Origin of the sequence: Mesorhizobium sp. BR1-1-16, assembly GCF_020165495.1 — a bacterium.
Lineage (GTDB): Bacteria > Pseudomonadota > Alphaproteobacteria > Rhizobiales > Kaistiaceae > Kaistia.
The window spans coordinates 100,363-127,309 of sequence record NZ_JAIUIE010000010.1 but is presented as its reverse complement, the minus strand read 5'-3'; the positions used below and the strand labels follow the sequence as shown (position 1 = coordinate 127,309).

General features: G+C 64.9%; 24 protein-coding genes. 16 read left to right on the top strand and 8 right to left on the bottom strand.

What is annotated here, in order from left to right:
• The first annotated feature begins 57 nt into the window (after window positions 1-57).
• A complete protein-coding gene (locus LB518_RS19135; protein WP_224579407.1) occupies window positions 58-1,620 on the top strand; it encodes a sugar ABC transporter ATP-binding protein in 1,563 nt (520 codons plus the stop codon).
• Window positions 1,617-2,408, top strand: coding sequence for an SDR family NAD(P)-dependent oxidoreductase (locus tag LB518_RS19130; RefSeq protein WP_224579406.1), 792 nt, complete (start codon window positions 1,617-1,619; stop codon window positions 2,406-2,408). Before LB518_RS19135 ends, LB518_RS19130 begins: the two co-directional genes overlap by 4 nt.
• Before the next feature lie 68 nt (window positions 2,409-2,476).
• On the opposite strand, the gene LB518_RS19125 is transcribed toward LB518_RS19130, so the two are convergent.
• Window positions 2,477-3,379 carry an aldose 1-epimerase gene (locus LB518_RS19125; protein ID WP_224579405.1) on the bottom strand — a complete coding sequence of 301 codons (903 nt, stop codon included), beginning with the start codon at window positions 3,377-3,379 and terminating at the stop codon, window positions 2,477-2,479.
• Entirely contained in the window at window positions 3,363-3,974 is a 612-nt protein-coding gene (locus LB518_RS19120) for an SDR family oxidoreductase (protein WP_224579404.1), read from the bottom strand. The genes LB518_RS19125 and LB518_RS19120 overlap by 17 nt, the downstream gene beginning before the upstream one ends.
• A 133-nt stretch (window positions 3,975-4,107) precedes the next feature.
• On the opposite strand from LB518_RS19120, the gene LB518_RS19115 reads away from it, so the two are divergent.
• Both LB518_RS19115 and LB518_RS19110 read left to right on the top strand, forming a co-directional pair.
• The gene (locus LB518_RS19115; RefSeq protein ID WP_224579403.1) at window positions 4,108-6,549 is read left to right on the top strand and encodes a thiamine pyrophosphate-dependent enzyme; all 2,442 of its coding nucleotides are present in this window, start codon (window positions 4,108-4,110) and stop codon (window positions 6,547-6,549) included.
• Between the two features lie 9 nt (window positions 6,550-6,558).
• Window positions 6,559-7,308, top strand: coding sequence for an E3 binding domain-containing protein (locus LB518_RS19110; protein ID WP_224579402.1), 750 nt, complete (start codon window positions 6,559-6,561; stop codon window positions 7,306-7,308).
• 42 nt (window positions 7,309-7,350) lie between these two features.
• Here LB518_RS19110 and LB518_RS19105 read toward each other — a convergent pair whose 3' ends face one another.
• Window positions 7,351-8,130 (bottom strand): SDR family NAD(P)-dependent oxidoreductase, encoded by a 780-nt coding sequence (locus tag LB518_RS19105; protein ID WP_224579401.1) that lies wholly within the window; start codon window positions 8,128-8,130, stop codon window positions 7,351-7,353.
• Window positions 8,131-8,331: 201 nt separating this feature from the next.
• Here LB518_RS19105 and LB518_RS19100 point away from each other — a divergent pair, with 201 nt between their 5' ends.
• The 8 genes from LB518_RS19100 (at window position 8,332) to eda (ending at window position 16,452) form a co-directional block, all read left to right on the top strand.
• On the top strand, window positions 8,332-9,135 hold the full coding sequence (locus LB518_RS19100) for a GntR family transcriptional regulator (protein WP_224579400.1): 804 nt from the start codon (window positions 8,332-8,334) through the stop codon (window positions 9,133-9,135).
• Window positions 9,136-9,325: 190 nt separating this feature from the next.
• Window positions 9,326-10,387, top strand: coding sequence for a substrate-binding domain-containing protein (locus LB518_RS19095; protein ID WP_224579399.1), 1,062 nt, complete (start codon window positions 9,326-9,328; stop codon window positions 10,385-10,387).
• Between the two features lie 76 nt (window positions 10,388-10,463).
• On the top strand, window positions 10,464-11,966 hold the full coding sequence (locus LB518_RS19090) for a sugar ABC transporter ATP-binding protein (protein WP_224579398.1): 1,503 nt from the start codon (window positions 10,464-10,466) through the stop codon (window positions 11,964-11,966).
• On the top strand, window positions 11,963-12,979 hold the full coding sequence (locus LB518_RS19085) for an ABC transporter permease (protein WP_224579397.1): 1,017 nt from the start codon (window positions 11,963-11,965) through the stop codon (window positions 12,977-12,979). The genes LB518_RS19090 and LB518_RS19085 overlap by 4 nt, the downstream gene beginning before the upstream one ends.
• A complete protein-coding gene (locus tag LB518_RS19080; protein ID WP_224579396.1) occupies window positions 12,976-13,965 on the top strand; it encodes an ABC transporter permease in 990 nt (329 codons plus the stop codon). The genes LB518_RS19085 and LB518_RS19080 overlap by 4 nt, the downstream gene beginning before the upstream one ends.
• A gap of 10 nt (window positions 13,966-13,975) precedes the next feature.
• Complete coding sequence (locus LB518_RS19075) at window positions 13,976-14,854, top strand: SMP-30/gluconolactonase/LRE family protein (RefSeq protein ID WP_224579395.1); 879 nt, start codon at window positions 13,976-13,978, stop codon at window positions 14,852-14,854.
• Between the two features lie 30 nt (window positions 14,855-14,884).
• On the top strand, window positions 14,885-15,820 hold the full coding sequence (locus LB518_RS19070; RefSeq protein ID WP_224579394.1) for a PfkB family carbohydrate kinase: 936 nt from the start codon (window positions 14,885-14,887) through the stop codon (window positions 15,818-15,820).
• Window positions 15,817-16,452 carry a bifunctional 4-hydroxy-2-oxoglutarate aldolase/2-dehydro-3-deoxy-phosphogluconate aldolase gene (gene eda / locus LB518_RS19065; RefSeq protein ID WP_224579393.1) on the top strand — a complete coding sequence of 212 codons (636 nt, stop codon included), beginning with the start codon at window positions 15,817-15,819 and terminating at the stop codon, window positions 16,450-16,452. The genes LB518_RS19070 and eda overlap by 4 nt, the downstream gene beginning before the upstream one ends.
• A gap of 37 nt (window positions 16,453-16,489) precedes the next feature.
• On the opposite strand, the gene LB518_RS19060 is transcribed toward eda, so the two are convergent.
• From LB518_RS19060 to LB518_RS19045, 4 genes are read right to left on the bottom strand one after another with little or no spacing between them, the layout of a single operon-like run.
• A complete protein-coding gene (locus LB518_RS19060) occupies window positions 16,490-17,329 on the bottom strand; it encodes an N-acyl homoserine lactonase family protein (RefSeq protein WP_224579392.1) in 840 nt (279 codons plus the stop codon).
• A 10-nt stretch (window positions 17,330-17,339) separates the two neighbouring features.
• A complete protein-coding gene (locus LB518_RS19055) occupies window positions 17,340-18,335 on the bottom strand; it encodes an ABC transporter permease (RefSeq protein WP_224579391.1) in 996 nt (331 codons plus the stop codon).
• Window positions 18,332-19,894: a sugar ABC transporter ATP-binding protein gene (locus tag LB518_RS19050; protein ID WP_224579390.1), complete on the bottom strand. Its 1,563-nt coding sequence runs from the start codon at window positions 19,892-19,894 to the stop codon at window positions 18,332-18,334. Before LB518_RS19050 ends, LB518_RS19055 begins: the two co-directional genes overlap by 4 nt.
• A gap of 18 nt (window positions 19,895-19,912) precedes the next feature.
• Window positions 19,913-20,860, bottom strand: a complete 948-nt coding sequence (locus tag LB518_RS19045) for a sugar ABC transporter substrate-binding protein (protein WP_224579389.1) — start codon at window positions 20,858-20,860, stop codon at window positions 19,913-19,915.
• Window positions 20,861-21,035: 175 nt separating this feature from the next.
• Here LB518_RS19045 and LB518_RS19040 point away from each other — a divergent pair, with 175 nt between their 5' ends.
• Window positions 21,036-22,049, top strand: coding sequence for a LacI family DNA-binding transcriptional regulator (locus tag LB518_RS19040; RefSeq protein ID WP_224579388.1), 1,014 nt, complete (start codon window positions 21,036-21,038; stop codon window positions 22,047-22,049).
• Between the two features lie 95 nt (window positions 22,050-22,144).
• Here LB518_RS19040 and LB518_RS19035 read toward each other — a convergent pair whose 3' ends face one another.
• Window positions 22,145-22,798, bottom strand: coding sequence for a Crp/Fnr family transcriptional regulator (locus LB518_RS19035; RefSeq protein WP_224579458.1), 654 nt, complete (start codon window positions 22,796-22,798; stop codon window positions 22,145-22,147).
• A 285-nt stretch (window positions 22,799-23,083) separates the two neighbouring features.
• Between LB518_RS19035 and LB518_RS19030 the strand changes: the two genes are divergently transcribed.
• From LB518_RS19030 to LB518_RS19020, 3 genes are all read left to right on the top strand, one after another.
• The gene (locus tag LB518_RS19030) at window positions 23,084-24,730 is read left to right on the top strand and encodes an arylsulfatase (protein ID WP_224579457.1); all 1,647 of its coding nucleotides are present in this window, start codon (window positions 23,084-23,086) and stop codon (window positions 24,728-24,730) included.
• 65 nt (window positions 24,731-24,795) lie between these two features.
• Complete coding sequence (locus LB518_RS19025) at window positions 24,796-25,791, top strand: HAD family hydrolase (protein ID WP_502845849.1); 996 nt, start codon at window positions 24,796-24,798, stop codon at window positions 25,789-25,791.
• A 211-nt stretch (window positions 25,792-26,002) separates the two neighbouring features.
• A complete protein-coding gene (locus tag LB518_RS19020; protein ID WP_224579387.1) occupies window positions 26,003-26,917 on the top strand; it encodes a phosphotriesterase family protein in 915 nt (304 codons plus the stop codon).
• The last annotated feature ends 30 nt before the right edge of the window (window positions 26,918-26,947 follow it).

Below are 26,947 nucleotides of genomic sequence, written 5' to 3'. Positions count from 1 at the left end.
GGCCCCGAAACCCGGCCATCAGGCCGGGTTTCCAGGATTTCGCTCCGGGAGGAGACCATGAGCGACGAGACCGCTATCAGGACGATCGGCATCGCAAAGAGCTTTGCGGGCGTGCCCGCGCTGCGCGGCGTCGATTTTTCCGTGCGCCGCGGCGAGATCCATGCGCTGCTCGGCCAGAACGGCGCCGGCAAGTCGACCCTCGTCAAGATCCTCAACGGCGTTCACCGCGCCGGCAGCTACAAGGGCTCGATCCTGCTGGGCGACAAGGACGTCTCCTTCCGCTCGCCGCTGGCCGCGCGCGCCGAAGGCGTCGGCTATGTGCCGCAGGAGATCGAGGTCCTCGAACAGCTCTCGGTGGCGGAGAATGTCTTCGCCGGCCACACGGGGCTTGGCCGCGGCGTCCTCCTGAACCGCCGTCTGCTCAACAAGCGCACCGAGGCGCTGTTCGCCGAACTCGGCCTTGCCATCAATCCGCGCTCGCTTGTGGCGATGCTCACCGCGGCGCAGCGCCATCTCGTGATGATCGCGCGGGCGCTCTCGATGCGTCCGAAGGTGCTGATGCTCGACGAACCGACGGCATCGCTGTCCGGCGCCGAGGTCGACCAGTTGTTCGCCGTGCTGCGCCGTCTCAAGGCGCAGGGGACGACGATGATCTACATCACCCATCGCCTGCCCGAGGTGATGGCGATCTGCGATCGCGCGACGATCCTCCGCGACGGACGGGTCGTAGCTGAGATCGATCGCGCCGACTTCAACGAGGAACGCATCATCTATGCGATGTCCGGGCAGAAGCTGCAGCGCCTCTACCCCCATCATGCGGCGCCGACGCAATCGGAGGTGCTGCTCAGCGTTCGCGACCTCTCGGTCGAAGGCCGTATCGGCGTGCATCGCCGGATCTCCGGCATCAATTTCGAGGTCCGTGCCGGCGAGATTCTCGGGCTGGTCGGCCTGCTGGGCTCGGGACGTACGGAAATCCTGCATGCCATTTATGGACGCATCCCCTGCAGCGGCAACGTCAAGGTCGCGAACCATGACGGACCGATCCGCAGCATTTCGGATGCGCGCCGGGCCGGTATCGCCCTCCTCACGGAAGATCGGAAGCGCGACGGTCTCCTGTTCAACCTTCCGGTCGGCGGCAACATCACGATCGGCAACCTCGAGAAGTTCGCTCATCACCAGCTTGTCAGCCGGACCAACGAGTCAAAGGCTGTCGTGCAGGCGATGCGCGCGCTGAATGTGAAGGCCCGGTCTCCGCAGGCGAGCGTCGCTCACCTCTCAGGTGGCAACCAGCAGAAGCTGCTCTTCGCGCGCGTGCTGATGAACGGGCCGCGCGTGCTTCTCCTCGACGAGCCGACCAAGGGCGTCGATGCCGCCACCCGCCACGAGATCTACCGCCTCATCACAGAGCTTGCCGACAAGGGCGTCGCTCTCGTTATCGTCGCCTCGGAACTCGAGGAGGTGATCGGGCTCAGCGACCGCTGCGTGGTCGTGGCTGACGGCCGGCAAGTCGACGAGTTCCAGCGCGGCGAGCGCGACGAAGAGCAGGTGCTGCGCATCATCGCGGCCGCACAGGCTGAACTGACGGGTCAGACAGCCCTGAGAACGGGAGTGGCGACGTGAACTGGACCGTACCGGGGTCGCCTTCGGTCGAGGGGCGGAGCATTCTCGTGACCGGCGCCGGCACGGGCATCGGGCGTGCAACCGCCGAACACCTTGTCGCCCAGGGCGCGCGCGTGTTCGGCATCGGCCTCGACGGCCAGGAAGGCTCGGAACTCGGGCGAAAGCATGCCGAGGCGGGCACAGCCCTCATCTTCCGCGAGACCGATGTCACCGATGATGCCGAGGTTCGTGCGGCCGTGGCAGCAGCCCTGTCAGCCTATGGACGGCTCGACGGCGTGGTGAATGCCGCCGGCATCTACATGACCGGCAAGCGGCTCGAGGACGTCTCCGACGCGGAATGGGACCGGACGATCGCCGTCAACCTGACCGCCATATTTCGTGTTTGCCGGGCGACGCTGCCGCATCTGCGTGCCGCTGGCGGCGGCAGTATCGTCAATATCGCATCCGTCCACGCGCTCGCGACCGTGCCCGGAGTGCCGGCCTATGCAGCCTCAAAGGCGGCGGTGCTCGGACTCTCCCGCCAGATGGCGCTCGACTACGCGGTCGACCACATCCGCGTGAACGCGCTGATCGTCGGCTCGGTGGCGACGCGCATGACGCTGGACGGCCTCGACGAGGCGGGCGGTGCCGAGGCCGCCGGGCTCTCATTCGCCACCGACCGGATCGCCCGTATCGCCGACCCGCGCGAGATTGCGACCGGCATCGCGTTCCTCTTGTCGGACGCGGCGTCCTTCGTCACGGGCAGCGGCTTCGTGATCGACGGCGGCATGACGGCAAGGCTCTTGTAGCGTCATCGCTCGCAACGCCCCGACCGTCAGATCTCGGCTTTTCGGGAGGCGCCAGACTTCGCCATGGGTCAGCCATCCGTGACGATGAAGCGAACAGAGCCGCTCATGGACTCGCCCGGCGCCAGCACGACGATGCCGAGATCCTCCTCGCCATGCTCCAGCTTGTTGGCGGCACAGGGGACATTGCTCTGCGGCTCGGCGCAGAAGAACGGCTTCTGCGGATCGGCATAGGTCATGATCTTGCCGAGGATGGGGTCCGCTTCCATCCGAAGCGTCAGCCCGCGGGCCGGAAAGGCGATCTCGGCGACCCCATTCCAGCCTGAATAGCAGTTGTTCCGAAGCGCTGGCGGCAGCACGGGCCCAGCGCTGAAGTCGAGTTCCGGCGGCACCGCAATCCGCGCGCCGGAGGTGCCATCGGGTCCGGATTCCCACACATGCGAGGCTGTAAAGCGCAGCGTGGCGTCAGCGTCGCGCTCGAACCAGGGATGATGGCCGAAGCCAAACGGCATCGGCCGTGGACCGACATTCTCCACGACGGTATCGAGCGTCAGCCCCTCCGGCGTCAGATCGAAACGCTGCGTCGCCCGGTAGAGATAAGGCTCGCCGGCGATCCGCCGGTCGAGCGTCAGGGTGGCGGATCTCGTGTCTGCCGCCGCGACGACCCAGGCGCTAAGCCAGGCATTGCCATGCACGTTGAAGCGTTCGGGCGGGTTGTTCGGTAAAAGCGCGTAGGTGACGCCCTCAAAGGTGAAGCCGTTGCCGTCGATGCGGTTCGCATAGGGGATCATCGGGAAGCTGGCGACGCCGAGGACATTCCGCTCCTCCTCGGCCTTCGCGGAGAGGGGCCGCATGATATCGACGCCTCCCTTTGTGAAGGCCGCGATGCTGCCGCCGAGTTCCGGCACGAGCGTCAGCACGAGATCGCCTGCGCTGAGTTGCACGCGCCTCAAGCTCTCAGAAGTTGCGGCCATAGCCCGCTCCCCAACCGCCATCGACCGCCAGCACCTGACCGGTCAGATAAGTGTTCATCGGATCTGCGAGGAAAAGCACGGCATTTACAAGATCGGCGATCGTGCCCGCGCTGCCGGTCGGCACATGGCTGAGCAGCGCCTGCCCGCCGGCGACAAAGCTGCCACTTCCATCCGAGATCGCACCGGCGCCGACTGCATTGACGAGAACCGTCGGGCCGAGCCGCATCGCCAGCGTCCGCATCGCCGCGACCGTCCGGGCCGTAGCGACCGACTGCGCGGCATGCCGGCGTGACGGCAGAAGCCCGAACGAGGTCGTCAGCACGATGAGCCGTCCGCCCCGCTCTGCCATGGCCTCGCCGATGGTCTCGGCAGCGTCAATCAGCCACTCGATGTCCTCAGCCGTGCCATCAGGCGACAGGTCATGTGCGATCACCGCGAGATCCGGAGGTGTCGTTGCGTTTTGGGTCGAGGCTTCGACCGGCTGACGGCGCGAGACTGCGGCGCCATTCTCAGCCAGAGCCGCCACAACCTGGTCGACGACAGGCCCGTCCCGGCCCACGACCAGCGCCAAGCGCCCGTCGAGCTCCACTCTCATGCATTCCTCCCGGACGTGATTTTCTTTTGCATCTTCCCGGAGACCAACATAACATCATGCTATTATAATCATAGATGCTCGTTTGGTCGTCTTGCTTCAGCAGGTTGGCACGGACGGCACAGAGGGAGAAGGCATGAGCGTCCAGGTTTCCCGTCCTTCCGCAGGGTCCCGCAGAGCGGGCTCCGAGCAGAAAACGCACAACCTTCCCGCCGGGCTGACTGCCGACGCGATGATCGAGCTCTATGAGAGCATGGTCCTGCTGCGGAAGTTCGAAACCGTCGCGCAAATGGCCTGCCGAAAGGGCGAAACGCCCGGTTTCTTCCACCTCTATATCGGGCAGGAGGCCACCGCGGTCGGCATCTGCGCGCATCTGCGCCGGTCCGACTGGGTGACCTCGACGCATCGCGGCCACGGTCATGCGCTGGCCAAGGGCATGTCCCCCGACATTTTGATGGCGGAACTCTATGGCCGCGTCGATGGCTGCTGTGGGGGGCGCGGCGGTACGATGCATCTCTATGACCGCTCGATCGGCCTGTTCGGCACCAACGGCATCGTCGCCGCCGGCATCAGCCATGCAGTCGGCGCCGGCATTAGCGCGCGCACGCGCGGCACTGATGATATCGGCGTCGCGTTTTTCGGGGACGGCGCGACGAACCATGGCGGTTTCCACGAGTCGCTGAATTTTGCCGGGATCATGCGCGCTCCGGCGTTGCTTGTCTGCGAGAACAATCTCTATGCGACGGCGACGCCGCTCGCCACGGCGACACTGAACCCCGAGATCGCCTCGAAAGCTGCCGCCTACGGCATTCCGGGCGTCGCGGTCGATGGCAACGATGTCATCGCGGTCTATGAAGCGGCGGGCGCAGCCGTCGCGCGGGCCCGCTCGGGCAAGGGTCCGACCCTCTTCGAGGCCAAGACCTATCGCACCGTCGGACATCACGAAGGCGACCACGTCACCGGCACCTATCGCACGCAGGCCGAAGTCGATGAATGGCTGGCGCGCGATCCGATCAAGCTCTACCGCCGGCGCCTCCTCGAGGACTTTGCCCTTGTGGCCGACGACGAGCTCGACGCGATCGATGCGCGGATCGATGCCATCGTGCAGCACGCGCTCGAATTCGCGCGCAATTCGCCCGAGCCCGATCCGGCGACGGTCGGCCTCCACATCTATGCCGACCCGATCAATCCCGCCGATGCGCTGGTGCAGGCGGCGCCCGCCGCGACCCGGACGCAGAGCTGGCTCGATGCGGTTCGCGACGGGATCGCCGAAGAGATGCGGCGTGATCCGAACCTCATCTATTTCGGCGAGGGTACGGGCGAGCGCGGCGGAACCTTCGCGCATACCAAGGGCCTCTGGACCGAGTTCGGGCCGGAGCGGATGATCGATACCCCGATCTCGGAACAAGGCTTCACCGGCGCAGCGATCGGGGCCGCGGCGACCGGCGCGCGCGCCATTGCCGACCTGATGTTCGCCGATTTCATGTTCGAGGCGGCCGGCCAGATCGTGCTGCAGGGCTCGAAGCTGCGCTACATGTCAAACGGCCAGATGAACGCGCCCTTCGTGGTCCGCGTGGGTGCCGGCACGGTGCGCAGCGCCGGCCCGCATCACAGCGGCACCTATCATCCTGTTTGGGCCCATATTCCGGGGCTCATCGTCTGCATGCCGGCAACGCCCGCCGACGCCAAGGGCCTGATGAAGACGGCGCTCAGGGCCGGCGATCCGGTCATCATGCTCGAGCCGAAGGCGCTGTTCGCCTCGAAGGGCGAAGTGCCGACCGGCGAGCATCTGGTGCCGTTCGGCGTTGCGAGGATCGCCCGCCCCGGCCGCGACATCACGATCGCCGCGGCCGGGCAGATCGTGCATCGCGCGCTCGAGGCGGCCGAGAAGCTCGCCGCGCGCGGCATCGAGGCCGAGGTCATCGACCTCAGGACGATCATGCCGCTCGACGTCGACACCATCGCCGCTTCGGTGGCACGCACGCATCGCCTTCTGGTCGCGGACGAGGGCTACGGCCCGTTCGGCGTCGGCGGCGAGATCGCGCAGGCGATCAACGAACTCGCCTTCGACGATCTCGATGCTCCGGTCGGCCGCGTCCACACCGAGGCGATGTCGCATCCGCTCGCACCCACGCTCGAACGGGCGATGATCGTCGATGCCGAGCGCATCGTCGCAGCGGCCGAGGGCGTCATCGCGGGTCGTCCGCTCCTGCCGCGCCGCTGGTATTCGATCGGCGGACAGCCCGCAGCAGCGAACGCCAGTGCTCCGGCCGTGGCCGATCCCGTCAAGGCTGCGCCGGAGGCGCCGAAAGCGGTGGTGCAGGCTGTGATCGGCGAAGGTGAGGCGATCACCATGCCGTTCGGCGATCTCACGATCAGCGAGGGCACGATCGTCCGCTGGCTCAAGGCGGCGGGTGATCCGGTCCAGGCCGGCGATCTGGTCGCGGAGATCGAGACGGACAAGGCCGTCGTCGAGATCGAGGCGCCGGTCGCCGGCACGCTTGGTCCGATCGAGCAGGATGTCGGCGCGGTTGTGCCGATGGGCGGCCGCATCGGCTCCGTGATCGGCGGAAAGTGAGCGGCGCCGATGTCAGCACAAGCCTTTGAGCGGATCGCCGCCTCCCCCTATGCACGCCGGCTCGCACGTGAGCGCGGCATCTCCCTTGCCGGCCGCCGCGGCTCCGGCCCGAACGGCCGGATCGTCGCCGCCGACCTCGCGGCGATGGTGCTTCCGGCTGCCGTTGCCGCGCCGGCCGAGCCGCCAGCCGCGGCACCTCCCGTCGTTTCACAGGCCGAACTGGCTCAGGTGTCACCTGCGCCGATGAAGGAAGCCGCGCCCCAGCGGTCGATCTCCGGCTTTGCGACCGGCCTTGACCTCTCGCTGCTGCGCGCGCTCCTGCCGACGATCGTCGATGTGGCGCCGGATGTGACGATCGACGATCTCGTGCTGAAAGCGATCGGCCGCGCGCTGCGGGTTGCCGACCTGCCGGTCGAAACGATCGACTGGCGGGACAAGGCGGCAGCCGTCCAAGCGATCATCCCACGCGCCGACGGGCTGGCGCCCTCACGCATCGCCGCGCTCCGATCCGGCACCGAGACGGATGCGGCGCGGGGCGCCTCCATCATCGTGTCGCGCATTCGCCAGGATGGGCTCCGGCCCGTGACCGCAGCGCTCGATCCAAACGTGCCGATCCGCCTGACGCTCGCCGTTGCGGAAGCGGATATAGCCGAGGCGCTGATCGTGTTCGACGAGGCAGAGATCACGGATGCCGCGGCGGCACAGTTCCTCGCCGCGCTTCGCGATTGTCTCGCGGTGCCGCTCCGGCTCCTCGTCTAGAAACTGTGCTGGACGGGCGATCTTCACATCGCCCGTCTCCGCTCACATCATGTAGCCAGCCGTCCAGCCGCCATCGACGGTCATGATGTGGCCGTTGACGTAGCGGCTTTCCGGCGCCGCCAGGAACAGCACCGCCTCGGCGATTTCATCAAGCGTTCCCGGCCGCCCGAGCGGAATATGATCCATGAACGCCTGAGTGCGGGCGTGGAATTGGCCGTTTTCGCCGTAGAAGAGCTTCTTCGTCCCGTCGGTCATGATCGACCCGGGCGCGACCGCATTCGTCCTGATGCCCTTGGCGCCGAGTTCCAGCGCCATCGAGCGGGTCAGGTGAATAATCCCGGCCTTGGCGGCGACGAATGGACTCTGCAGCCGCATCGCGGCGAGACCGACGACCGATGCGATGTTGACGATCGCTCCGCCCTCGCCGCGCGCCAGCATCGGCCTGAGCGCGCTGCGCGAAACGAGAAAGAGGCCGTCGAGGTCAACCGAGATGATCCGGTGCCATTCCTCAGTCGGAAAGGCGTCGATATCAACACGGTGCGCGAATGTGTTCACGCCGGCATTGTTGACGAGGATGTCGATCTGCCCGAACCGCTCCACCGCGCGGTCGACCGCCCTGTCAATGGCGGCCTCGTCGCGGATATCGACATGGCAGGCGATGGCGCGGGGCAAGGTGGCCGCGATGCGCTCGGCATTGGCGATGTCGATATCGGCGATCACCAGCGCGGCACCGTTATCGGCCAGCCGACGAGCGATAGCGCTGCCGATGCCGTTGGCCGCGCCGGTGACGAACGCGACTTTGTCCGAAAGATCGGTCTGCATGAATCCTCCCGGACCGCCGCCAGGCGGTCTCTTATTATTGTGATAGTATAATCTCTCTGCGAACCATGGCAATCTGCGTGAGCGCACCGGCGCGATGCAGGCTATTGTCGCCAATCGGATTCGGTTGGAATAATTCGCAGTATCTGCGCTGTGGAGCGCTGCGATCGAGGTGAAGACATCGCCCGGAAAGAGGCTGAAGGAATGGAACGCGAAACGGCGGCGAGCAGCGACCTGGCGGATATGGACGGTACGGCGTTGACCCTGCTGCCGGCCCGTATCCTCTCGCGCGACGACGGCCCACTCTACCGGCAGGTGACCGACCTGCTGCGCGAACCCATTCGCGGCGGCCAGCTCGTTGCCGGAAGTGCCCTGCCCCGCGAGGCAGACATCGCCGAGCGCTTCGGCATCAGCCTCATCACCGTGCGCCAGGCGCTGCGCGAGCTTGAGAATGAGGGCTATATCAAGAAGCGCGCGGCAAAGCCCGCGGTCGTGATTGCGCAGACGCCGCGCTCGAAGGCGAGCTTCGGCTTTTCCAGCCTCGCGGCCATCGCCGAATCGACCAAGGACCGCCGGATCGAGATCCGTAGCTACAGGAAGGAGAAGTCGGTGCAGGCGAGTGCCGTCTTCGGCCTTCCGGAGGACGAAAGCCTCTATTGCCTCCGCGCCGTACTCTTCGTCGGCGACCAGCCTGCCTGCCAGTGCACATTCTACTTTCCGGTAGCCATCGGCAGTCGCCTTCGCCGCTCCGATTTCGACGATGTGGTGGTGTTTCGCTCGGTGCAGCGTCATCTCGGCATCAAGCTCTCCGGCGCCCGCGTCAGCGTTCGTGCCGAACTCGCCGATGCCCCCCTCGCCCGCAGCCTCGACTGCAAGGCCGGCGATCCGATCCTCGTCACGGAAATGGTCTATCGCTCGGCGGATGGCGAGCCGGTCGAACTGACGATCAACAAGAACCGGGCCGACTATTTCAGCCTGATTTTCGATGCTCCGAACGACATCGTCTGAAGGCTTCAGACCACCGCGGGAGCCGCCGGCCTCGCTGGACAGGCATATACGATTATAATAGCATATGAATATGACCGACGGCTTGCCAGTGCGCAGCCAGACAGTCACTATGATAACGTTACCACAACGGTGGAACATACCGCCGGACCATGCATCCGAGGAAACGTGTCCAATTCTGGGAGGGACGACCTTGAGACAAATTGCGCATACAGTCGCGCTCGCTGCGACCGCGATCGGCCTGATGGCCGGTATCGCCGGCCATGCCGAGGCCGAGGCCAAGAAGTACAAGATCTATCTGTCGAACAACTTCGTCGGCAATGACTGGCGCCAGCAGATGGAGCGCGTCGCCAACGTCTCCGTCAGCAAAGGGCCGCTCGAAGGCCGCGTGGACCTCAAGATTGAAAATGTCGAGAACACGGTCCAGGCGCAGATCAACTCGCTGAACAACATCATCCGCTCCAAGCCGGACGCGATCCTTATCGACGCCGGCTCGGATACCGCGTTGAACCCGACGATCAAGAAGGCCTGCGATGCGGGCATCGTCGTGATCAGCTTCGACCAGGTCGTGACCGAACCCTGCGCCTATGCGCTCGAATCCGACTGGAAGCGCATCCCTGCCGTGATGGCTGAATGGATGGCACAGCAGCTTGGCGGCAAGGGCAAGGTCTTCGTCGACCGCGGCCTGGCCGGCGCGCCGATCTCGGCCGCGCTCGAGAAGGGCTATCTCGACGTCCTGAAGAAATATCCCGGCATCGAAGTCGTCGGCAGCTACAACGGCGAATACGCGCTCGGGCCGGAACAGGCCGGCGTCGCGAGCCTGCTCGCCGCCCATCCGCAAGTCGACGGGATCCTGACGCAGGGCTACGGCTCGGGCGCCATCAAGGCGTTGCAGGATGCGGGTCGGACGATCGTCCCGGTCGTCGGCTTCACCTACAACTCCTCTGCGCTGGCCTGCGCCAAGACTGAAGGCGCCAAGTGCATCCTCGGCTCCAACCCGGCCTATCTGTCGTCGGAGGCGATCAAGCTCGCCGTGGACATCCTCGACACCGGCAAGAAGCCGGCCGAACGCCACGTGCTGGTGAATGGCGACTTCCTGGCGACCGCCCCGTTCAAGTCGGAGCTCTATCCCGACGCGGTGACGCAGGTCATCGAGATCGGCAAGAACGCCTTCCCCGATGCCCCGCCCGGATTGACGCTGCCGATCACGCCCGACTGGGTGACGATCACGGCTGCCGAAGCCTCCGGCTCCTGATCCGACCGCGTCGGACCCTGCCCGCGGCGGCGACGCCGCGGGCCTGTCATTCCTGCGGTAGACGGGCGTTGGATCGATGGAACTGATCGAGGCTGTCGGGATCAGCAAGCGCTATGGCGGCATCGTCGCGCTGTCGCGAGCCGACTTTCGCGCCGATGCCGGCGAGGTGCATGCGCTTCTCGGCGAGAACGGCGCCGGCAAAAGCACGTTCATCCAGATTCTCGCCGGCATCATCAGGCCAAATGGCGGCACGCTCCATCTTGCAGGCCGGGCCTATCAACCAGCCAATGCCCGCGCCGCCGAGGCCGCCGGCATAGCGGCCGTCTTCCAGGAACTGTCGCTCGTCCCGGACCTCACCGTCGCCGAGAACATCTGGTTCCGCCGCGAGCCGCTCTCGCCGATCGGCACGGTCCGCAAGCGCCGGGAACGCGAGGCCACCCTTGCTCTGTTTGACCGCTACCGGATTCCCGCCCCGGCTCCGACGCGCGAGGTGCGGCGGCTGACGCTGGCCGAGCGACAGATCGTCGAGATCGCCAAGGCCCTCTCGCGCGATCCATCGGTGATCATCCTCGATGAGGCGACCTCCGCGCTGCCGCCCCGGGAGACCGAATGGCTGCTGCAGCTTTCGCAAGACCTCGCAGCCGAAGGCAAGCTCGTCATCTATATCTCGCATCGCCTTGCCGAGATCCGGCAGATCGCGCAGCGCGTCACCATCTTCCGCAACGGCGCCACGGTCGCGACCCACGACACCGCAGCCGTTGACGACGAAACGATCATCGCCGACATGCTGGGCCGGCGCATGGACCGCCTCTATCCGCCGCGCATCGCGACCGCGACCGACCGCACCGCCCTCAAGCTGCGCGGGCTGTCGGTCGGAGACCGCCTCGCCGATATCGACCTGGACCTCAAGGAAGGCGAGGTCATGGGCGTCGCAGGCCTGCAGGGACACGGGCAGCGCGAACTCTTCCAGGCGCTTTTCGGGGTCAGCCGGTCGCGCGGCGCGATCGAGGTCTGGGGCAAGCCCGTCGCGATCCGCAGCCCGCGCGATGCTCTTGTCGGTCGCGACGGCATCGCGCTGGTCCCGGAGGACCGGCGCAGCCATGGGCTGCTCCTTTCGAAGAGCGTTCGCGAGAACCTAACCTTGTCGGTCGTGCCGCGATTCACCCGGTTCGGCTTCCTCAGCCGCAGCCGCGAGCGCGCGCTGGTCGATGAACAGCTGCGCACGCTGCAGATCAAGGCGGGAACGCCAGACCAACTGGCCGGAACGCTTTCCGGCGGCAACCAGCAGAAGGTCATCTTCGGCAAGATGCTTCTCACCCAATCGCGAATCCTTCTGCTTTACGATCCGACGCGCGGCATCGACGTCGGAACCAAAGGCGAGATCTTCCGCCTGATGCGGGACCTGGCGGCGAAGGGGTATGCGATCCTGTTCTATTCCAGTGACCTGCCGGAAATCGTGAATGTCGCGGACCGGGTCGCCGTGCTGCGTAACGGCAAGCTCGCCGCGATCCTTTCGGGCGATGACATTTCCGAGCACCGCATTCTCCGCGAAGCGATGGTCGAGGCGCGCGCGGCATGACGATGACGCTTCCCTCCCCGGCCAAGTCCGTGGCCAAGCGCGACGGCGACGCCGCGCGCGACCGTTCGACCTGGCTGATCGACCGCGCGCCGTTCCTCATTGCCTGCGGAATGCTGGCGGTGCTCGTCGCCATCTATGGCACGCTGCGCGAAGGCGTCTTCACCTTCGAGGAACTCAACCTCGACACGGCGGCCGCAATGACGCTGCTGCTCGCCGCAACAGGACAGACGATCGTGCTGCTGCGCGGCGGCATCGACCTGTCGATCGGCGGCATGATCAGCCTTGGAACCGTCCTCGCTGCCACCCAGTTCGGCGGCAGCCCGCTGCAGGTCGCGTTCGCCGCATTGATGATCGCGCTGCTCGGGTTCGCGATCGGCGTCTGCAACGGTCTTCTGATCTCCGTGCTGCGGCTGCAGCCTTTTCTCGTCACGCTCGCCACCTGGTCGATCCTGTCCGGCACCGCGCTGATGATCCTGCCGACCGATGGCGGCCAGTTGCCGGACTTCTGGATGGCGTTCGGTAACGCCTCGTTGCTGGGCGTCTCGTCCTCGGTGGGGCTGCTCGTGCTCCTGATCCTCTTCTGGGTGTGGTTCCGCGGCACGCGCCTCGGCATCGAGATCCGCGCCACCGGCTCCAATCAACGCTCGGCCGAATTGTCGGGCGTCTCGATCCTTCGCATCAACCTCCTGACCTACGGGCTTTCGGGCCTCTTCGCGGCGCTGGCGGCGCTTTATCTGACGACCCAGACCGGAACTGGCTCGCCCACCATCGGCAAGGACTACATCCTGCCCTCGGTAGCGGCGGCGGTGATCGGCGGCATCAGCCTGTTCGGCGGTCGTGGCGGCATGATCGGAACCATCGTCGGCGCCTTCATCCTGACGATCATCGGCAATCTCGTCTTCGTTCTCTCGGTCTCGAGCTACTGGCAGCCTGTCGTCTCAGGCGTGATCCTGCTCATCGCAGTGCTGGCCAGTTCGCTTGCCGAGAAATCCGCGCGGAGGAGCCTGTCATGAACGCCCTCCTCGCCCGCCACCGGGCCGTCTTGCTCGCCTATCTCGGCATGATCGTCCTGCTTCTGCTCACCTCCTTCGTGTCGCAGGGCTTCCTCTCCGGCAGCCATCTCAGGACGATGGCGGTGCTCTCCGCCTTCATCGGCATCGTCGCGCTCGGCCAGACCTTCGTCATCATCGGCGGCGGCATCGACCTTTCGGTGCCCTGGGTGCTGAACTGCGCCGCGGTGCTGGTGACGCTGATGGCAAATGGCGCCGATGGGCCGCTCATCTATGCGATTCCGATCGCGCTTGCCGGCGGCGCGCTGGTCGGCGCGCTGAACGGGTTCGGCATCGCGCTGTTCGGCGTGCCGCCGATCATCATGACGCTCGCCGTCAACGTCATCCTGCAGGGCGGCATCCTGATCTATACGGGCGGCGCGCCCACCGCCTCGGCACCGCCGTTGATCCAGTTCCTCGCGGTCGGGCGGATTGGGCCCCTCCCCGTCGTGGTGCTGATCTGGGCGGCGCTCGCCGTCGCCGCGACGCTGCTGCTCTCTCGAACCGCCTTCGGCCGCTATCTCTATGCGCAGGGCACCAGCGCAACCGTTGCCGAATTCTCCGGCGTCCCGACGCTGCGCATCACGGTTCTCGCCTACACGCTGTCCGGCTTCACCGCCGCGGCGGCCGGCATCCTTCTCACGGGCTATACCGCGCAGGCCTATCTCGGGATGGGCGATCCCTATCTCTTCACCTCCATCGCGGCGGTCGCGATCGGCGGCGCCTCGATCCTCGGCGGCAGCGGCAGCTATATCGGCACGATTGCCGGCGCTCTGGTGCTCACGATCCTCACCGGCCTCCTGCCGGCGCTCAACCTCTCCAATGGCGCGCTGCTCGTCGTCTATGGCGTTGTCATCCTGGTGACGGTGTCGCTCGCAAGCGACGCCGTATCGGATTTCTTCGCCGTGATGACGCGATCCTTCGGTCGCCGGGACAACGCTCAATCATAAAAGGGACGCCATGACCGACATCGAATGCGTGGTCGACGCCAAGGCCATTCTCGGCGAGGGCACGTTCTGGGACACGGGGGAGAAGGTGCTCTGGTGGATCGATATCTGGGCGCCCAACATCCATCGCTTCGATCCGAAAACGGGCGAGGATCGCATCTACGAGGCGCCGGAATATCTCGGCTGCCTGGCGACGCGCCGCAGCGGCGGCCTCATCGTCACGATGGCGAGCGGCTTCTACTTCTTCGATCCTGAAACCGGCCGCTATGATCCGATCGTCGATCCGGAAGCGCATATTCCGGACACGCGCTTCAACGACGGCAAGACCGACCGCCAGGGCCGTTTCTGGTCCGGTTCGATGTTCGAGGCCGCGGGACCGGCGCGCATGATCGGCTCGCTCTACCGGATGGACGCAGACCTCTCGGTGCACAAGATGGTCGAAGGCGTCGGCTGCTCCAATGGCCTCGCCTGGAGCCCCGACAGCCGCACGATGTATTATTCCGACAGCCACACGACGATCGTCTGGGCGTTCGATTTCGATCCCGCGACGGGCAATGTCGAGAACCGGCGTGTGTTCACCGATGTTGCGGATACTGGCGGCATCGTCGATGGGGCGACTGTTGATGTCGAGGGCTGCTACTGGGCGACGATCCCCGTGACCAGCAAGATCTGCCGCTACGATCCAGACGGCAGACTGATGCGCACGATCATGCTGCCGACCGACCTGCCGACCTGTGTCGGTTTCGGCGGCGACGACCTCGATGTCCTCTACTGCACCTCCGCCGTGCTCAAGCGACCGCCGGAGAAAATCAACGGTGCGGCGCTCGCCGGCGGTCTCTTCGCGATCGATGTCGGCGTGAAGGGCCTGCCCGAAGTCCCCTTCGAGGGCTGAGGTTCGGGCGGATCGTTTCAAGGAGAGATCATGACAGGGCCAACCGAGGCGCGGCCGCGCGTCGTCTGCATCGGCGCGGCAACGTTTGATTCCATATTCCGCATGGCCCGCCTGCCGACCGGACACGGCAAGGTCCTGCCGCTCGATGCGATCGAGGTTGCGCATGGCATGGCCGCGAGCGCCGCGGCGGCGATCGCGAAGCTCGGCGGGGCCAGCACGCTCTTTTCCCGGGTCGGAAACGACGGCGTGGGCGCCCGGATCATCGCCGACCTGAGGGAGGCTGGCGTCGACTGCAGCCATATCCGCCGCGTCGATGGCGTGCGCTCCCCGATCTGCACCGTGTTGATCGATGCCGACGGCGAGCGGCTCGTCATTCCGTTCTATGATCCGCGCCTCGGCAAGGACCCCGCCTGGCTGCCGCTTGACCTAGTCACTGAGGCCGATGCTGCACTGGCCGATGTGCGCTGGCCCGAAGGCGCAGCGGCTGTGCTGGATGCCGCGCGCGCGGCAGGAATTCCGGCGATTCTCGATGCCGATGTCGGCCCGGCCGAGATTATCGAAGACCTCGCCGCGCGCGCGACCCATGTCGTCTTCTCGGAACCTGCGGCGACGCTCCTTTCCGGCGAGACCGATCCCCGCGCTGCGTTGGAGGCCCTGGCGCCGCGCCTTTCCGGCTTCCTCGCCGTGACCGCCGGTCCTGACGGCTGCTTCTGGCTGGAGCGCGCGACCGGCGCCATCCGACACTTGGCTCCGCCTGAGGTGATCGCCGTCGACACGCTCGCGGCAGGCGATGTCTTCCATGGCGCCTTTGCGCTTGCCATCGCCGAGAAGGCGACGATCCCGGATGCGATCGCCTTTGCCAATGTCGCCGCGGCGCTGAAATGCCGGACATTCGGTGGCCGCATGGGGACGCCGGAGCGCGCGGAAGTCGAGGCCGTCCTCGCCACGATGGAGACCCGATCATGACCCCATCCGAATTGCGCGGCCGGCTCGCTGATGCGCCGATCCTGCCGATCCTGACGGTGCGCGCCGTCGAAACAACGATGCAGCAGATCGATCGGCTGGTTGCCTGCGGTATCGCCGCCATCGAGGTGGTGTTTCGCACGTCTGAAGCGGCCGGCGCGCTTGCGGCCGCGAAGGCGCGTCATCCCGCGACCCTCTTCGGCGCCGGCACGATCATGACCGCCGAGGCCGTCACTGAGGCCGTTGCGGCACGGGCCGATTTCCTGGTGAGCCCGGGACTCACGCCCTGGCTGGTCGATCTCGTGCGGCCGACAGGCCTGCCGCATATCCCCGGCATCCAGACGGCATCGGAAGTGATGACCGCCGTGCATTACGGCTATAGCCTGATGAAGTTCTATCCGGCACAGGCCTCCAACGGGGCCATGGTGCTTGCCGACTACGCCAACATCTTTCCCGATATCGGCTTCGTGCCGACCGGCAAGATCGATGCGGCCTCGCTGCCTTCCTATCTCGCGCTGGCCAATGTCGTGGCGGCCGGCGGGTCCTGGATGCTGTCGCCGGCGAGCCTTGCGGATGGATCGGAGCTTCGCGCCCAGATCGCTTCCGGCCGCGCGGCAAAGGCGGCCTCGGGGTGACGTCTTCCGCGTCCTGCCACGCCGTCAGGAGGGTTGGTCAAGCAGCCTTCACGATCCTGAAGCCATCGATCTCCTCGACGACAGGTAGCCCGGCCCAGCGTGCCGTATCGTGCAGGATGATGAGGCGGCTCAGATCGCCGCCGATTTCGGTGTTGATCCTGTCGATCGTCTTGAGCTGGTCCCAGGTGCTGCCGACGGCGTTGGCGAGCGGGACATAGACGCCGTCGTGATTGTGACCGCAGATATTGGCGGTCGTATAGATGCAGTCGCCGGCCACGACCAACCGGCCGCGCGCCGTCTCCAGGATGATGAACTGCTGGCCGATCGTGTGGCCCGGACCGGTCCGCACATGCAGGCCGGGGAGAAGATTGTCGCGGTCGCCATCCAAGAGGTCGAGCCGGTGCTCGATCGAAGCGTCGAAGGCGCGGCGCATGTCGTCCGGATTGATGATCGCGGTCAGGCCTCCGAACCGTGGCGGCAGCGCCAGCAATTCGACCCAGCTCAGGATCTCCTGCTTCTGCACATGGATCATGGCATTCGGGAATTTGCCGATCGAGCCCATATGGTCGAAATGCGCGTGGCTGAGGACGATGTCGGTGACGTCGCCCGCCTCCACCCCCAGCGCCTTGAGCATGCTGAGCGGCGAGATCCAGTCGGGGATGCCGAACTTCTCGCTGAAGGCGGCGCCGCTGCCTTCGCGCATGAAGCCCGTATCGATCAGGACAACCCGGTCGTCCCGTCGCGCGAGCACGAAGGAGAAGGGCAGATCGACGACGCCAGCATCATGCGCGCCGAGGATCAGGCCGGCGACCAACTGGTCCTTCGAGCGAGCGAATTCGAGGATATGCACTTCCCAGAGCGCTTGAACGTCGGTCATCGTCTTCTCCTCAGCTCTCGGAAATCATGCGGCCAAGGCTGGCCAGGCCGACGGCGACGATCAGGATCGCGCCCTGGAATATGTACTGTGAAAAGGTCGGGGCGCCGAAGATATTCAGGCCGTTGAAGCCGAACGCGATGATCAGCACGCCGACAAACGTGCCGAGCACATGGAACTCGCCGTCGCGCATCGTCGCCGAGCCGAGGAAGACGGCGGCGAACGCTGTCAGCAGATAGCTGTCGGCCGCGCTGGTCGTGCCGCTGCCGAGGCGCGAGGCGAGCAGGATGCCGGTCAACGCCGCACACATGCCGGAGACAACGAAGCCGAGGATCTTGATCCGGTCGACATTGATGCCGGCGAGACGGGCTGCCGCCGGATTGCCGCCGACGGCCTGGATCTCCTGGCCGAGAGCGGTGCGCTCGACCAGGATCCAGAGAGCGCCCAGCACGACGGCCATGATGATGATGTTGTTCGGGATGCCGAACAGCCAGCGGCCGAGCGAAAGCTGCAGGAAAGCCTCCGGCACGCCGGCGACGATCGGCACGCCGGCCGAATAGGCAAAGGCGAGGCCGGTGAGGATCGTGCCGACGCCCAGCGTCGCGATCACCGAATTGACCTTCGCCTTGGTCACGATGAGGCCGTTGACGAGGCCGATCAGCGCGCCGAGCGCGATCACGATCACGATGGCCAATGGGATCGGCAGCTTGTTGGCGACGATGAGGCCGGTAACGAGCACGCCGTGCAGGCTCGCCGCGAAACCGATCGACAGATCAAGCTCGCCGACGATGACCGCGAGCGTCAGTCCGCCGGCGATGATCATGGCCAGCGACGCCTGGTTCAGCACATTGGTGAAATTGCTCAGCGTTGGAAACGCCCGCGGCGACAGGAAGGCAAAGACGGCGATCATCAGCAGCAGGCCGATAATGGTCGCGTAGCGGGCGAAGAAGCCGAGTGCGGCCCTCGATGCTGGCGAAAGTCGCCGGCCGCCGCTCATCACCATGCTCATATCGTGGTCTCCTGGGTCGGCTGGCCACCGACAAAATAGCTCGCCTCGACAACCGCGTTGCGGGTGATGGCTTCGCCTTCGAGCGTTCTGATGACGCGGCCCTCGACCATGATCAGGACGCGGTCGCAAAGATCAGGAAGTTCATCGGGCTCGGAAGAAATGACGATGACCGCCATGCCTCTGGCGGCTAGCTCGCGCACCAGGCGATGGATCTCGCCTCTGGCGCCGATGTCGACGCCGCGCGTCGGTTCGTCGAGGATCAAAACCTTCGGCGCCCTCAGCAGCCAGCGGCCGATCACCACCTTCTGCTGGTTGCCGCCCGAGAGGCGTCCAACCGGCGTGTCGATGCTCGGAGTCTTGACCGCCAGATCGCGGACGATCTGCAGCGAAAGCGCCTCGCGCTTGCGGCGGTGGATCAGCGGCCAGGCCGGGCTGCGGACGATATTGGCGAGGTTCGAGATCTGCAGATTGAACGCGACGCTCTTCGTGATCAGCAGGCCTTCGGCGCGACGTTCCTCCGGTACAAGGCCGAGCCCCGCCTTGACGGCCTGGGTCGGGTTGCGTGGCGAGAAGGCGGCGCCATCCAGCGTCATGACGCCGGAATCGGGCCGGTCCGCGCCATAGATCAGCCGCGCCAGTTCCGTCCGTCCGGCGCCGACGAGCCCGCCAATGCCGAGCACTTCGCCCCGGCGGAGTTCAAAGCTCACGCCGTTGACCTTTGGCGCGCGGGTGAGCGCCTTAACGGTCAGGGCGACGTCCTTCCCGACGACCGGATGGCGCTCCGCCGCCGCCAAGGGTTCGACCTTGCCGCCGACGATCGCTTCGATCAGCGCCGGGCGGGTGATCGCGGCGCCCTCCAGGCATCCGACGGATCGGCCGTCGCGGAAGATGCTGACGCGACTGCAAAGCCGCATGATTTCGTCGAGCCGATGCGACACATAGAGCACCGCGACGCCGGATGCCGACAGGTCCTCGACGATCGCGAACAATTTTTCGGCTTCGGCTGCTGACAGCGAAGCTGTCGGCTCGTCCATCACAATCAGCCGGGCCTTTCGGACCAGAGCCCGGCAGATATTGATCAGCCAGTTTTCGGCCGTCGAGAGGCCCTTCACGCTGGCAAAGAGCGGCGCCTTGATGCCAACGCGCTCGGCAATCGGCGCGACGTCGCGCGCTGCCGCCTGCCAGTCGACCATTCCGAACCGCGTCTTTTTCGGAACGCCGAGCAGAATGTTCTGCAGCACGTTCATGCCGGGAATAAAGGCGAGCTCCTGATGGATGAAGCTCATGCCCAAATTCGTGGCGTGGTGCGGCGTCGGCAGCGATACCGGCACGTCATCGACCACGATCCGGCCCGCGTCCGGCTGGACGAGGCCAGCCAGAACCTTGATCAACGTCGACTTACCCGCGCCATTGGCGCCGACAAGACCGTGCACCTCGCCGGGCGCAATCGACAGCGACACACCCGTCAGCGCTTGCACACCGCCGTAAGCCTTGGCGATATTTTCGGCCACGATGAAAGGCTTCATCGTGGCCGAAGCGAATGTGTCGGATGAAAGCATAGACAGGCGGCTCGACGATCAGTTGCCGACGGCTTCGGGATGCTCGGCGATGAACGCCGCGACGTTGTCGGCCGAGATCAGAACAGCCGGGACTTCGACCGCCTTGGGCTGCCAGTCGGCCTTGGCCTTGATGATCTCGGGAAGCAGCTTGACCATGTCGTAGCCTTCCTTGCGGCTATCTTCCCAGGCCGTCGCGGTCATATGACCGTTCTTGATGTTCTCGATCGCCTGCGCGTTGCCGTTGACGCCGTAAACCTTGACCTCGGTCCGGTCCTGCTGGCGCAGCGAGCCGATCGCGCCGATGGCCGGATCGTCCCAGCAGCCCCAGATGGCGAGATTGCCGTCGCCGGCTGGATTCGATGCGAGCCAGGCGTTGGCATATTGTGCGCCGTCCTCGAAATAGCCGGGAATGCGGACTTCGTTCTTCGTCACCTTGATGCCGGGGTGCTTGGCAAGGACTTCGTCCAGCAGGGCCTCGCGATTGCGGCAGACTTCGCCCGTGCGGTAGGTCAGGGCCAGCAGGCTTGCGTTCTCACCGAGATCGGCGACCATCTTTTCAATGACCGGCAACGCGATCGGCGCGCCGGAACCGTTGGTCGCAGCAACCGAACTGCCGATTCCGCCGCCCCAGGTGACGACCGGGATGCCTGCGGTCTTCGCGGCCTCGAGGCCGGCGCCGATTGAAGAATACGGAAACACCATGTCGATGACGGCGACAGCGCCGCGCTGGGCAAAATTCTGGATCGCCGAATTGGCCTGATCCGCGTTTCCGGCCGCGTCGATGACAGACACTTCCCAGCCGAGTTCCTCGCCGGCAGCCTTCGCACCGGTGATGTAGCGAACATTGTTCGCCTCGGTCGCGGCGATCGAAACGATGCCGAGCAGCGGCTTTTCCTGCGCCGCCGCAACGCCCGTTGTCAGGACAAGGCTCGCCAGCAGCGAGATTCCGAATGTCATTCTGGTCATTGGATTCCTCCCCAAAAAACCGCTTCAACACGCGCCTACATGTAGCGAACGCGGACTAACCGTTTTGCTATGTGCACCCAAACCATCGGCTCTGGCAAGGGGGAGACGTAACTAATGGCCTAGACAAGCCAGTTCCGTGGGCTAAAATGCAGCGAAACGATTAGCTCGGTGTCGAATGACAACCATCAAGGATGTGGCGAAGGCCGCGGCAGTTTCCACCGCGACGGTGTCAGCGGTGATCAACGATTCCGCCTATGTCAGCCCTCTGCTCAGGGCCCGCGTGCAGGCGGCAATCCATGATCTGAAATACGAGCCGTCCCAGATGGCGCGGAACCTCAAGAAGGGCCGCAGCGAGCTGATTGCGCTGATCGTGGCCGATCTCGCCAATCCGTTCTTCGCGCGCATGGTGTGGGCGGCGGAGGCGGCCGTGGCGGCCTGGGGCTATTCGCTGGTCGTGTTCAACAGCGACGAGAAGCCAGAAAACGAGAGGAAGGCGCTCGCCCGCATTCGGGCTCTGTCTTGCGATGGCGCGCTGGTCGTTCCCGTAGGCCTACCGGCCCATTACGCCCAGCGCGACGCCGAGGGGCGCGGCTTTCCGACGGTGCTGTTCGGACGCGTCGTCGATGATCGGCATTCCGATACCGTCACCATCGACAACATTGCCGCAGGGAGCCAGGTGACGAACTATCTGCTTGATCTCGGCCACACGCGGATCGGCTCGATCACTGGTCCGCTCCATCTGACAACGGGTCGAGGTCGCCTGGACGGCATGCTGCAGGCGATGGCGCAGCGCGGCGTCGCGCCCGAGCCGGGCCATGTCCGCTCGGGCGAGTTTCGCGAGGATGTTGCCTATTCCGTGGCGCGGGAAATGCTCGATCGTCCGGACCGGCCGACGGCCTTGTATGTCGCCAACGGGGTGATGGCGCTCGGCGTGATGCGGGCATTGGCCGATCTGTCGATCCATTGCCCTCTCGATATCTCGATCGCCTCGACCGACACGATCTCCGGCATTGGCGGCCTCAGGCCGCGGCTGACACGCACCGAACACCCGATCATCGAGATGACGAACGAGGCGCTGCGTCTCCTCGTCGATCGCATCCAGCGCGGCAAGGACAAGCCGCCGCGAAACGTCGTCTTCCAACCTGCCCTCGTTCTCGGCGAAAGCTGCGCGCCCTTGAAACGGAGCTGACCGAGGATCGCGAAGGCAATCGCGCCGGGCAGCTTACGCAACGAAACAAGGTCCGGGCGGGCGCTGATTTAGCGCATGGCGGCTCATCAGCGGCATCATACCGCCAGAGCTGCCTTCAGCCGGGCCAGATCAATCTGGATGCGCGCATAGCTCGACCGGGCGATGCCGGCGCTCTCGGCTTCGGCGAGCAGACGACCGACGACATTGCGTGAAAGGCCCGCGATGTCGCCGAGTTCAGCCTGGGTCAGCGGGAGCTCGGAGGTTTCCGCCGCCCCGCCGACGCCACAGCCCAGACGCCAGAGTGTCGCCAGCAACCGCCGGCGCGGATCTGCCATCGCAAGGGTTGCGGATAGCGCCAGCGCATTATCGACGTGAGCGACTGTTATCTCCGAGATCCGGCGCCAGATCTTGGGGTCGCTCTCGGCCAGCTTCGAAAGCGATGCCTCGGAAACATACATGACCCTGACATCTGTTCGGGCGGCCAGGCCCACCCGCCTCGGTGTGCGCGTCAGCAAGGCCGCGTCTCCGACCCACCACCCACGGCCGGCGACATAAACAAGGATTGTCGGCAACGGCCCCGGGGCGATGAAGACGTCGACAAATCCATCGACGATGCCGTAGAGGCCACCGGGTGGATCGCCGAGACTGTAGACGGCGGCGCCCTTTGGGACACTTCGGAAGTCGGCAACGTCGAAAAGGCTTGCCTGAAACTCCCGCCCTTGCCGGGAGAGCCAGCCATGTTCCGCCATCACTTGCAGTGCTTGCGTGCGCATCATCGGCAAATCTGACCCAAATTGCACTTGGAAGTGCAAACTATCGCTCTATGATGTTGTAAGGAAGGACTGCGCAACATTGCAGAAAACAAGAGCATCGTCCGCCGACGGGGCAGCAACGTCGTAATTCTCCAAATTCTCGGGCGGTCTGTATCAGCAGACCGCCGCCTCCGCCCATTAAAGGGATTGATTGGCTAGACGAACACCGTTTGCGGTGCAGCGCGAAATTGGCCTATCGACACGAGGAGATCAACCATGACGCTGAGTCGAAGGGTAAGTCTGCTGATGATGGCGGCGGCGGGACTTTGGAGTGCCATGCCGGCAGCAGCGCAGGAGAAGACAAAGCCAAATATCGTCCTGATCCTTTCTGATGACTTCGGCTGGGGCGACATGGGCGCTTATGGCGGCGGTGACAACCGTGGCGCCGCGACACCTAGCCTTGACCGCATTGCCGCCGAAGGCATGCAGTTCATGTCCTACTACGGCCAGCCTTCCTGCACACCGGGACGCGCCGCGGTGCAGACCGGCCGCATCCCCAACCGCAGCGGCATGACCACGGTTGCCTTCCAGGGTCAGGGTGGCGGACTGCCGGCCGCGGAATGGACGCTCGCCTCGGTGCTCAAGACCGGCGGCTACAACACCTTCTTCACTGGCAAATGGCATCTTGGAGAAGCGGACTATGCGCTGCCGACGGCGCAAGGTTATGACGAGATGAAATATGTCGGGCTCTACCACCTGAATGCCTACACTTATGCCGACCCGACCTGGTTCCCGGATATGAGCCCAGAGCTTCGGGATATGTTCGCCAGGGTGACCAAGGGCTCGTTGTCGGGGATTGCGGGCCAGCCGGCGACCGAAGACTTCAAGATCAACGGGCAATATGTCGACACGCCCGTCATCGACGGCAAGGAAGGCGTCGTCGGCATCCCGTATTTCGACGGCTATGTCGAGAAAGCCTCCCTCGATTATCTCGACCAACATGCCCATTCGGACAAGCCTTTCTTCATGAGCATCAACTTCATGAAGGTGCATCAGCCGAACATGCCGGCGCCCGAGTTCCAGGGCAAATCCGCCGCTAAATCGAAATTCGCCGACTCGATCGTCGAGAACGACACCCGCATCGGGCGGATCATGGACAAGATCCGCGAACTGGGCCTGGACAAGAACACCTATGTGTTCTGGACGACCGATAACGGCGCCTGGCAGGACGTTTATCCCGACGCCGGCTACACGCCTTTCCGTGGCACGAAGGGCACCGACCGGGAAGGCGGTTCGCGCGTCCCCGCGCTTGCCTGGGGGCCGGGCATCAAGCCGGGATCCAAGAATTCCGAAATTATCGGCGGTCTGGACTATATGGCGACTTTCGCGTCGCTTGCCGGCGTGAAGCTGCCGACCGAGGATCGCGAGGGCAAGCCGATCATCTTCGACAGCTATGACATGTCGCCGGTCCTGTTCGGAACCGGCCCCGATCCGCGCACCAGTTGGTTCTACTTCACCGAGAACGAACTGACGCCCGGCGCAGTCCGCGATCACCAGTTCAAGGCCGTCTTCAATCTGCGCGGCGACGATGGTCAGCCGACCGGCGGCCTCGCGGTTGACACCAATCTCGGTTGGAAGGGCCAAGAGAAATACGTGGCCATGGTCCCCCAGGTGTTCGATCTCTGGCAGGATCCGCAGGAGCGCTACGACATCTTCATGAACAACTTCACTGAACACACTTGGGTCATGATCACGATGAACAAGGTCGTTCAGGACCTCATGCAGAGCTATATCAAGTATCCGCCGCGCAAGATGCAGGGTGAGGGCTACAACGGCCCGATCACGCTGTCGCAGTACCAGCGCTTCAAGTACTTGCGCGACAATCTCCAGGAGAACGGGTTCGAACTGCCGATGCCATCGGGCAACTGAGCGGGTTTCGACAACGGGCCGCCGAGGTTTCGCTCCGGCGGCCCTTCTCATTCATGGGGGAAGCAATGCTCAGACAAGGCCATCTGCGGATTGTTGCCATTTCGATCGCCATGTTTCTGCTCGCGCCGCTGGCCGCGGGTGCCGCCACGGCGACGCTGCCATCATGGAATGACGATGCCGCACGCCGATCGATCGTCGACTTCGTCGAGGCCGTGACAACGGCGGGCGGACCTGACTTCGTCGCTCCGGCGGAACGGGTGGCGGTGTTCGACAATGACGGAACGCTCTGGGGCGAGCAACCTATGTATGTGCAGCTTGCTTTCGCGCTCGACCGAGTGAGGGAGATGGCGCCGCAACATCCCGAATGGAGCACGACGGAGCCGTTCAAATCGGCGCTCGCAGGCGATTTCGCAGGAATTGCAGCGAGCGGCGACAAGGGGCTGCTTGAGCTTGTCGCCGCGACGCATGCCGGCATGACCAGCGACGCATTCACCCAAATCGTCTCCAACTGGCTCGCCACCGCCAGGCACCCGAAGACCGGCAAGCCCTATACCTCGATGGTCTACCAGCCCATGCTGGAGCTCATCAACTATTTGAAGAACAATGGTTTTCAGGTCTACATCGTTTCCGGCGGCGGCATCGAGTTCATGCGGCCCTGGACGGAACGCATCTACGGCATCCCGCCAGAGAACGTCGTCGGCTCCTCCATCAAATCGAAATTCGAAGACACGGAAGGTGCGCCACGGATTATCCGTCTGCCGGACATCAATTTCATCGACGACGGCGCCGGCAAGCCCATAGGTATCTACCAGCATATCGGCCGTCGGCCGATCGCCGCATTCGGCAATTCAGACGGCGACTTCCAGATGCTGGAATGGACGACATCGGGCCCCGGCCGTAGCCTTGGCCTCCTCGTCCATCACGACGATGCCGCGCGCGAATATGCCTATGACCGGCAATCGCATTTCGGCCGCCTCGATCGCGGCCTCGCCGAAGGCCCGCAACGCGGATGGACGATCGTCAGCATGAAAGACGACTGGAAGCAGATCTACGCGCCATAGCAGGAAGTCCACTGACACGTAGCGCTCCCTTACCGACAAACCGGAGTTCCGCTTGTTGGCAACGAGCCTTCGGACTGGGTGTCCAGCGTTGATCAATCGCGCTCAGATGGTATCGTCTTTGATCGAATGATGTCATGGCCTTTCACCGCCTGACATGTCTGGCGGGTGACGAGGACGCCCGCCGGCACGCTCATGATCTTTGGGAGGACCATTGAAACAGCTCTTCACGACGCTCGGGCCGCGGCTGAAGTCGGATCTCGGCATGATCCTTCCGCATGAGCACGTCTTCGTCGACCTTAGGACGCCGGACCAGCCAGGTTATGCCGAGGCGGAGGCGGGGGATGTTGTGCGGCTGATGGCGCCGCAGATCGAGCGCATCAAGGCGCTCGGCGTGACGGCGCTGGTCGAATGCTCGACGGGCGGCGTCGGACGGCGCGCCGATCTCGATCTCGCCGTCTCCCGCGCGACCGATTTCCCGATCGTCGTGCCAACCGGCAATTACCGCGAACCCTGGATTCCGGACTGGGTCAAGACCGCCAGCGAAGATGCGCTCGAGGCCTGGATGCTGCGGGAACTGGACGAGCAGATCGAGGAGACCGGATTTCGCGCCGGCTGGATCAAGCTCAGCGCGGGCGATGACGGCATCACGGCCCTGGAGGCGAAGATCCTGCGCGCGGCGGCGCGGGCCGGCATCAGGACCGGAGCGGTCATCGGCAGCCATACGATCAAGGGCCGCGTCGTGATGGACCAACTCGATATCATCGAAGCCGAGGGTTATCGCGCTGATCGCTTCATTTCGATCCACACCCAGGAGGAGCCGGATTTCGGCCTTAACCGCGCGGTCGCGGCGCGTGGCGCCTGGATCGAATATGATCATGTCGGACGCGCCCCGGACAGCGAGGTCGCCGACCTTGTGATGCGGGCGCTCGAGGCCGGGCTTGGCGGTCAGTTGCTGCTCAGCCATGACCGCGGCTGGTTCGATCCGGCGCAGCCGGGCGGCGGCGTTCCGCAGCCCTACACGCCTCTGTCGGAGGCGCTGCTACCGGAACTGACGCGCCGCGGCGTTGACGAGGCGACGATCACGCTTCTGACCCACACCAACCCATTCGAGGCCTTTGCGCGCTGACGGCGGCGCTGAAGGCGACAACAAGCCCGC